10 protein-coding genes are annotated in these 6,623 nt (G+C 62.6%); 6 read left to right on the forward strand and 4 right to left on the reverse strand.

Features of this window, described 5'->3' with window-relative positions; translation table 11 throughout:
• Window positions 1–81 precede the first annotated feature (81 nt).
• Window positions 82–684, forward strand: a complete 603-nt coding sequence (locus HP499_RS18690; RefSeq protein ID WP_172325673.1) for a YdeI family protein — start codon at window positions 82–84, stop codon at window positions 682–684.
• 9 nt (window positions 685–693) lie between these two features.
• On the forward strand, window positions 694–1,413 hold the full coding sequence (locus HP499_RS18695; RefSeq protein WP_172325674.1) for an alpha/beta fold hydrolase: 720 nt from the start codon (window positions 694–696) through the stop codon (window positions 1,411–1,413).
• A gap of 47 nt (window positions 1,414–1,460) precedes the next feature.
• On the opposite strand, the gene HP499_RS18700 is transcribed toward HP499_RS18695, so the two are convergent.
• Window positions 1,461–1,925 carry a hypothetical protein gene (locus HP499_RS18700; protein WP_172325675.1) on the reverse strand — a complete coding sequence of 155 codons (465 nt, stop codon included), beginning with the start codon at window positions 1,923–1,925 and terminating at the stop codon, window positions 1,461–1,463.
• Window positions 1,926–2,108: 183 nt separating this feature from the next.
• On the opposite strand from HP499_RS18700, the gene HP499_RS18705 reads away from it, so the two are divergent.
• The 4 genes from HP499_RS18705 (at window position 2,109) to HP499_RS18720 (ending at window position 4,309) form a co-directional block, all read left to right on the forward strand.
• On the forward strand, window positions 2,109–2,306 hold the full coding sequence (locus HP499_RS18705; protein WP_172325676.1) for a CsbD family protein: 198 nt from the start codon (window positions 2,109–2,111) through the stop codon (window positions 2,304–2,306).
• A gap of 304 nt (window positions 2,307–2,610) precedes the next feature.
• Window positions 2,611–2,880, forward strand: a complete 270-nt coding sequence (locus HP499_RS18710; RefSeq protein WP_017198839.1) for a GlsB/YeaQ/YmgE family stress response membrane protein — start codon at window positions 2,611–2,613, stop codon at window positions 2,878–2,880.
• Window positions 2,873–3,133, forward strand: coding sequence for a hypothetical protein (locus HP499_RS18715; protein WP_172325677.1), 261 nt, complete (start codon window positions 2,873–2,875; stop codon window positions 3,131–3,133). The genes HP499_RS18710 and HP499_RS18715 overlap by 8 nt, the downstream gene beginning before the upstream one ends.
• 306 nt (window positions 3,134–3,439) lie before the next feature.
• Window positions 3,440–4,309, forward strand: a complete 870-nt coding sequence (locus tag HP499_RS18720; protein ID WP_172325678.1) for an AraC family transcriptional regulator — start codon at window positions 3,440–3,442, stop codon at window positions 4,307–4,309.
• 17 nt (window positions 4,310–4,326) lie between these two features.
• Here HP499_RS18720 and HP499_RS18725 read toward each other — a convergent pair whose 3' ends face one another.
• The 3 genes from HP499_RS18725 to HP499_RS18735 form a co-directional block, all read right to left on the reverse strand.
• Window positions 4,327–4,890, reverse strand: a complete 564-nt coding sequence (locus HP499_RS18725; protein ID WP_172325679.1) for a cysteine hydrolase family protein — start codon at window positions 4,888–4,890, stop codon at window positions 4,327–4,329.
• A 22-nt stretch (window positions 4,891–4,912) separates the two neighbouring features.
• On the reverse strand, window positions 4,913–5,839 hold the full coding sequence (locus HP499_RS18730) for an SDR family oxidoreductase (protein WP_172325680.1): 927 nt from the start codon (window positions 5,837–5,839) through the stop codon (window positions 4,913–4,915).
• Between the two features lie 64 nt (window positions 5,840–5,903).
• On the reverse strand, window positions 5,904–6,623 hold a 720-nt coding region (locus tag HP499_RS18735; protein ID WP_172325681.1), incomplete at its 5' end, for a DUF1206 domain-containing protein.

Below are 6,623 nucleotides of genomic sequence, written 5' to 3' on the forward strand. Positions count from 1 at the left end.
CCGGGACTGTGAGCTGCGTCAACCCCCTCCCCAGCCCAACTCAGTTGATGCATGCTGGTACCAGATCAGAGGAGGGAAACCATGGAGCCCAAAAGAGAACCGGAGTTGCTGAGGTTTGCCAGCGGCGCAGAGTGGGAGGACTGGCTCGCCGCCAACCACGGCACTCAGGCCGGGGCGTGGTTGGTGATCGGGAAAAAGAACTCCGGCGCCGGCCTTATTGAGATTCAGGATGCCTTGGACAGCGCCCTCTGTTTCGGCTGGATCGACGGCCAGCGCAAAGGCAACGATGAGAAGACCTTCCTGCAGAGGTACTCCCGCCGCCGGGCCCGAAGCTCGTGGTCCCAGGTGAACGTGGGCAAAGTGGAAGCACTGATCACCGCAGGACGGATGCGCCCGGCGGGGTTTGCGGAAATAGAGTCAGCCAAGGCCGACGGCCGCTGGGAAGCGGCCTACGTTTCGCAGGCCAACGCCGAAGTTCCAGAGGACCTGAAGGCGGCGCTCGCAGGAAACACGTCCGCTGGAAAAGCCTTTGAAAGCCTGGGCAAGACGGATCGCTACCTCATCATCCTGCAGGTACTCAAAGCCCGCACGCCGGAAGCCCGCGCCAAGATCCTGGCGAAGACAGTGCAGAAGTTGGCGGAAGGAAACCAGCCACCCTTACAAACTGTCGGTGGGCTCCCGTAGGGTACCCGCATGGACATCATCCTTGTACCCGGTTTCTGGTTGGACGCGTCATCTTGGGAGGAGGTGACGCCACCCCTTGAAGCAGCGGGCCACACGGTTCATCCGCTGACGCTGCCGGGACTGGAGTCAGTGGAAGCATCACGCGCAGGCATCGGTCTTCGGACACACATCGACGCCGTAGTGGCGAAGGTGGATTCCTTGGACGGCAAGGTCATCCTGGTGGGCCATTCAGGCGGCGGCGCCATTATCCATGGCGTTGCGGATGCCCGCCCTGACAGAGTGGCCCGCGCCATCTACGTTGACAGCGGGCCACTGGGCGAAGGCGGAGTCATCAATGATGAACTGCCCGAGGACGGCGACGATATCCCGCTGCCGCCGTGGGAAGCCTTCGAGGACGAGGACCTGGTAGACCTGAATGACCAGCTGAAGGAAGCCTTCCGCGCCCGCGCCATCCCCGAACCCAAGGGCGTGGCTTTTGACCAGCAGCATTTGGGCGACGTCCGCCGCTACGACGTTCCGGCCACGATCATCGCGTGCCAGTTCCCGTCCTCGCTCCTCAAGGAATGGATGGACGCAGGGCACCCCTTCACTGCCGAGCTCGCGCGGATCCGGGATGTGGAATACATCGACCTCCCCACCGGCCACTGGCCACAATTCACCAAGCCCACTGAGTTGGGCCGGGCGATTGCCGGGGCGGTGGAACGCAGCACGGTGGATCACAGCTCATAGAGCCCGACGCCGGCGCTCACCGGCCGGCGCCCCTCACCAATAAACGGTCAGGCTTTGGGCGGCGTGTTCGTCGCGGGACCTTCCGGCGCCGCGCCGCCCTCATCGGTCCAGTCGCTTCCGGTGGCGTCATCCCGCGCAGGGTCCGAGACAACGTCGGCGGCAACTGGATCAGCAGTGGGAACTGTGGTGACCACTGGAACGGTCGTCACGGTAGGACCGCCGGGCCGCTGCTCCGAGTTCGGCGAGTGCGCCGACTTCGGCGTGGTGATGCCGGGGAACATGGTCTCGGCCTTCTCCATCAGCTTCTTGCCTGCCTCATAGAGATTGTCCAGGATGTCCGGAACCGACTCCTGCACGGCTTCGGCGGCGTGGTGAACGTTTTCCTGAACCTCCGGGTTCTTCAGCACCTTCTCGGTGCCTCCGCGGAGCCGCTTGTACACCTCCGGCCAGGACTTGGATCCCCATACGTAGCCAACGGCCACTCCAACGGCGAACAATGCTTTCCCTTTCACAGGAATCACTCCTTTCGAGGCGTTATTCCTCGACACTATCCCCGTCAGGCACACCGTGTCACCTGCCGATTGTTTCGCGTGGGTTAATAGCAATTTGCCGAAATAGAACATTCGACTAAACTGTTATGCCAACCAGCGGATAACCGCAGGAAGCAACCGCATCAAACCCGAGGAGTGAAAGCCATGGGACTGGATGACAAGATGACGAACGCGGCTGAAGAAGCAAGCGGCAAGGTCAAGGAAAAGACCGGCGAAGCAACCGGTGACAGGGACCTGCAAGCCGAGGGCGCCGGAGAGCAGTCGAAGGCCAACCTCAAGCAGTCGGGCGAGAAAGTGAAGGACGCCGCCAAGGGAATCGGAGACTCCCTCAAGGACCGCTAGCCCGCGAATCCCCGGAGTTCCGGGGCTGCAGGCAAGGGCGGCCTAATAGTCAGGTTACTTGCTACTAGCCCTCGGAGCCGCTAGCGTTGCTGGTGTAGTACCTAGTCCGACCCAATCGGCAGGAGTGCTTTATTGGCTGTATTTCATAAATTCATCGGGGTTGCAAAATAGTTCCACTCCCCCACATTCCATAGGGCCTCCAGGGGCCCCATTGCGGTGCCTACACCTTGGAACAGGCACCCGGTGAAATTACTCGCTTCATCACGTTCATGGAATTTCCATCAACAAGAAAGTAGGAGCAAAAATGGGTTTCTTTGGTTTTCTTCTGCTCGGTCTTTTGGCCGGCGCTATCGCAAAGCTTATTCTTCCCGGCCGCCAGGGTGGCGGCTGGTTGATCACCCTCCTTTTGGGCGTCGTCGGCGCACTCTTGGGCGGCTGGATCGGCGGCCTCATCTTCGGTACCGGTCTGCAGGAATTCTTCTCGCTCACCACATGGCTCCTGGCTATCGGCGGCTCCATTATCGTGCTGCTGATCTACGGCCTGGTCACCAACCGCAGGACCCACCATGGCTAACAACCAGAACCACGATGCCAACGGCGACGAACTCGAGGGCCAGTACTCCGAGGGCGACTACGGCGATTCCGGGGTGTCCCCGGAGACGCTGAAAGAGGACGCCGGAGGCGACTACACCGCAGGTGACTACACCGAAAAGACGGTGCCCTCGGCCGACGCCGAGCTGGACGAGCACAACACGGAAGACACTCCCCGTGACCGGCCCTTCTCATCCGAACCGGATGAAGAAGCGTCTGGCTCAAGTCGTCCGTAACTCGCAGCCGGCGGAATTTGGCCGGTAAGAACTGAATAACACCAAGGACCCGGAGTGCTGCAACCGCAGCGCTCCGGGTCCTTGCGTTGTGTCCGGCCCCGGAATGCCCCGCGAGTTTGATGCCCATGTTTTGCCGCCCGAAGATGGGGCTTAAGCGCCAACTCGCGCAGGGGGGAGCGCAACCCAAGGGGGTCGCGCTGGGACCTGATACTTTCGGGCAAGGATAGGTGGGGCATCACCCCCACACCCTGCGTAGCGTCAGAGGCAGGAATGAAGACGGCGGGCAGGACGAGGGAACGGAACAGCATGCAGGAATGGAACCGGGCAATAGAGGCAATCGAGCAGGACCTCACGGCAGAGATCGACGTGGGGACTTTGGCCCGGATAGCCCTGACATCCGAGTATCACTTCCGGCGAATGTTCTCCTCCCTGGCAGGACTTCCCGTTTCGGAATACATCCGGCGGCGCCGCCTCACAGCGGCCACCGCGGAAATAGTCGACGGCGGCACAATCCTGGCCGTTGCCGTCCGCTACGGCTATGCCTCTGCTGAGGCGTTCACCCGTGCATTCAAAGCCATGCACGGCCTCACTCCGTCTGAAGCGAGGCAAGCCGGCGCCGTTCTCCATTCCCAACCTCAACTGAGGTTCCATCTACGCGTCGAAGGGAATACCGACATGAAGCACCGTATAGAAGACAAACCAGCTTTCCGCCTGATCGGCGTGAAAGCCCGCGTGCCCCTGGTCCACGAAGGGCCCAACCAGGCCATCATCGATTTCCAACGCGGCCTGGACCCCGCCGTCACCAAGCAGTTGCTGGGACTGGCAGATCTGGAACCGACGGGCCCCCTGTCCGTCACGGACAACATCGATGAGCGGCGCAGCGAGGGAAGTGAGCTGGACTACTGGCATGCTGTTGCGTCCAGTCAGCCGGCACCGGAGGGGTTCGAGGTCCTGGACGTTCCGGAGGGGCTGTGGGTGGTCTTCGAATCCGAAGGGAAGTTCCCTGAGGTCCTGCAACGCATGTGGGCGGACGCAGCAACGGAATGGTTCCCGGCCAACCCCTACAGGTGGGCGCCCGGTCCGGAAATGCTCAGCGTCCACGTGGAGCCCGGCGGCACGCACGGCCGGGGCCAGTTGTGGATTCCGGTGGAACGCGAGGAATCAATGGAGCGGTGAGAACCCGGCCAGCCGCACTAGGCTGACCGCTGGGATTCAAGGAATCCCAGGATCTCTTCGAGCGGCAGTACTGCCTGACGGTACTCGCGGGTAAAGACCCGCAGCACCGATTCGGCGGCCTCCGCATTCTCGGTACCAATGGCCTCGGCAGCGTAGATCACCCTGATGTTGTGGGCGAAGGCGTCGGCCGCGGTCTGGGCGATGCAGTTATGGGCCGAAATTCCGGCCAGCACCACGGTATCCACGCCCCAGTTCCTGAGGCGCATGGCGAGGTCTGTCCCGAAGAAGGCGCTGTCCCGGGTCTTGGTGAGCCTGGGAAGATCGGCAGTGAGCAGGCCGGGGACAAACTCTGCCTGCTCACTGCCCCTGAAGATGAAGCCCTGATCGTCGTCGAGCATGTTCAGGCTCCAGGTGGATTTGTCCCTCTCGTGCACTGTGCCCACCAGGAGGACTTTGGCGCCGGCTTCGCGCGCTGCGCTGGTCAAGGAATTGCAGGCAGCCACAACTTCATCCTGGCGTGACTTCAAGGCAGGATCCTCGAAGTAGGCGTTCTGCATGTCGATGACCAGCACGGCGATCATGGTCGTCCTCCTATTCGGCGGTTCACAGTCCCTTGCCTCCTGTCACGGGCAGCACTGCTCCGGAAATGTAGGAGCCTTCGTCAGAGGCGAGCAGCACATACGCCGGAGCCAGCTCAGCCGGCTGCCCGGCCCGGCCCAGCGGGGTGTCCTGGCCAAACGTGGGCAGCTTGTCCGGCCATTCCGTGGCGGGAATGAGCGGGGTCCAAATGGGTCCCGGAGCCACCGCGTTGACCCGGATCCCCTTGGGTCCCAGTTCCTCTGCCATGGCCTTGGTGAAGGCCACCTGGGCCGCCTTGGTCATGGCATAGTCCACCAACTGGGCCGAGGGGTTGAAGGCCTGGATGGAGGCCGTAACAATGATGGATGCTCCCGGCCGGAGATGTGGAATGGCCGCCTGGGCCGTCCAGATGAGCGAGTAGAGGTTGGTTTTGAAGACGCGGTCGAATTCTTCCGTGGGGATGGTTTCCAGGCCTTCGCGGTTCTTTTGGTAGGCCGCGTTGAGCACCACGATGTTGAGCCCGCCAAGTTCCTGGACCGTTCGTTCGACGATCTCGGCTGCGAAGCCCTGATCCCTCGCATCACCGGGCAGGAGGAGTACCTGTGAACCGCATTCACGGATCCATTCCGCCGTGGACCTCGCGTCTTCTTCCTCCTCGGGAAGGTAGCTGATGGCCACGTTGGCGCCTTCGCGGGCATAGGCGATGGCCACGGCGGCGCCGATCCCGGAGTCGCCGCCGGTGATCAGGGCCGTCTTGCCCTGCAGCCGGCCGTGTCCTACGTAGCTTTTCTCGCCGTGGTCCGGCTGGGGGTCCAAGGGCGCGGTCAGGCCGGGCTGCTCTTGTTCCTGCTGCGGGAAGGTGCCGGAGTGGTATCCGCTGCGGGGGTCCGCGGGCGGGGAGGTGAGTCGGTTCTTGGGCTGTCCGGAACTGTTCGGGTCATGGTGGGTCATGCTTGTTCCTTACCCGCTTTCGGCGTCTCCTAATCGCGCTTGCCGTCACCAACAGCTCCGGAAACTAGGTCCGCAACGTCCGGGCCTTGACCATCAGGAACAACCCGTAGGCAATAAGTCCGAGTGCCACGGCAGCCAGCAGGTACACCCCGTAAGGCTGCTCCCTGAGCGCCTTCAGGCCGCCGTCGAGCCCCGTTGACTGCTCCGGTTCGGCGCGCACGGTGGCAATGACCACCAGCAGGCCCACCAGGAAAAGGGCGATCCCCTTGGCGATGTATCCCACTACGCCCACCCCCAGTTGGAACTTGCGCACCGAAGTGTTGGAGGACAGCGTGAGGTCCTTGGTGAATTTCCGGCGAAAGCCCCGCACGGCGAAGACGATCCCGGTGATGGCGATGCCCGCACCCACGGCGACCAGCAGAAACACGCCAAACGGCGCCTTAAGGAGTGCCACCGTGAAGTCGCTGCTGGATTCCCGGCTGTTCTGGCCCTTGCCTGCGATGAAGGAGACGATGGTGGAGGCCAGCGCGGCGAAGACGATCGCCTGCCCTATGGCGGACAGTTTCTTGGTGATCTTGTCCGAGCCGTTCCTGTGTCCAAGAATGGCGTTCCCCAGTTGCCACAGTGCCAGCGCGGCGCAGGCCGCGAAGCAAGCCCAGAGCAGCAACGGTCCGTAAGGCTGGCTGGCCAGGGACGTCACGGCTCCGCTGACATCGGCTTCGCCGCTGCTGCCGAACGCCAGTTGGAGGGCGATGATGCCAATGAGCACGTGCAGGAGTCCGCT

This window comes from Paenarthrobacter sp. CM16, assembly GCF_013179505.1.
GTDB lineage: Bacteria > Actinomycetota > Actinomycetes > Actinomycetales > Micrococcaceae > Arthrobacter.

Coding starts and splice junctions, on each gene's coding strand:
- HP499_RS18725 (WP_172325679.1), bottom strand. CDS start 4,890: ATGATCGCCGTGCTGGTCATCGACATGCAGAACGCCTACTTCGAGGAT.
- HP499_RS18705 (WP_172325676.1), top strand. CDS start 2,109: ATGGGACTGGATGACAAGATGACGAACGCGGCTGAAGAAGCAAGCGGC.
- HP499_RS18715 (WP_172325677.1), top strand. CDS start 2,873: ATGGCTAACAACCAGAACCACGATGCCAACGGCGACGAACTCGAGGGC.
- HP499_RS18720 (WP_172325678.1), top strand. CDS start 3,440: ATGCAGGAATGGAACCGGGCAATAGAGGCAATCGAGCAGGACCTCACG.
- HP499_RS18690 (WP_172325673.1), top strand. CDS start 82: ATGGAGCCCAAAAGAGAACCGGAGTTGCTGAGGTTTGCCAGCGGCGCA.
- HP499_RS18730 (WP_172325680.1), bottom strand. CDS start 5,839: ATGACCCACCATGACCCGAACAGTTCCGGACAGCCCAAGAACCGACTC.
- HP499_RS18710 (WP_017198839.1), top strand. CDS start 2,611: ATGGGTTTCTTTGGTTTTCTTCTGCTCGGTCTTTTGGCCGGCGCTATC.
- HP499_RS18695 (WP_172325674.1), top strand. CDS start 694: ATGGACATCATCCTTGTACCCGGTTTCTGGTTGGACGCGTCATCTTGG.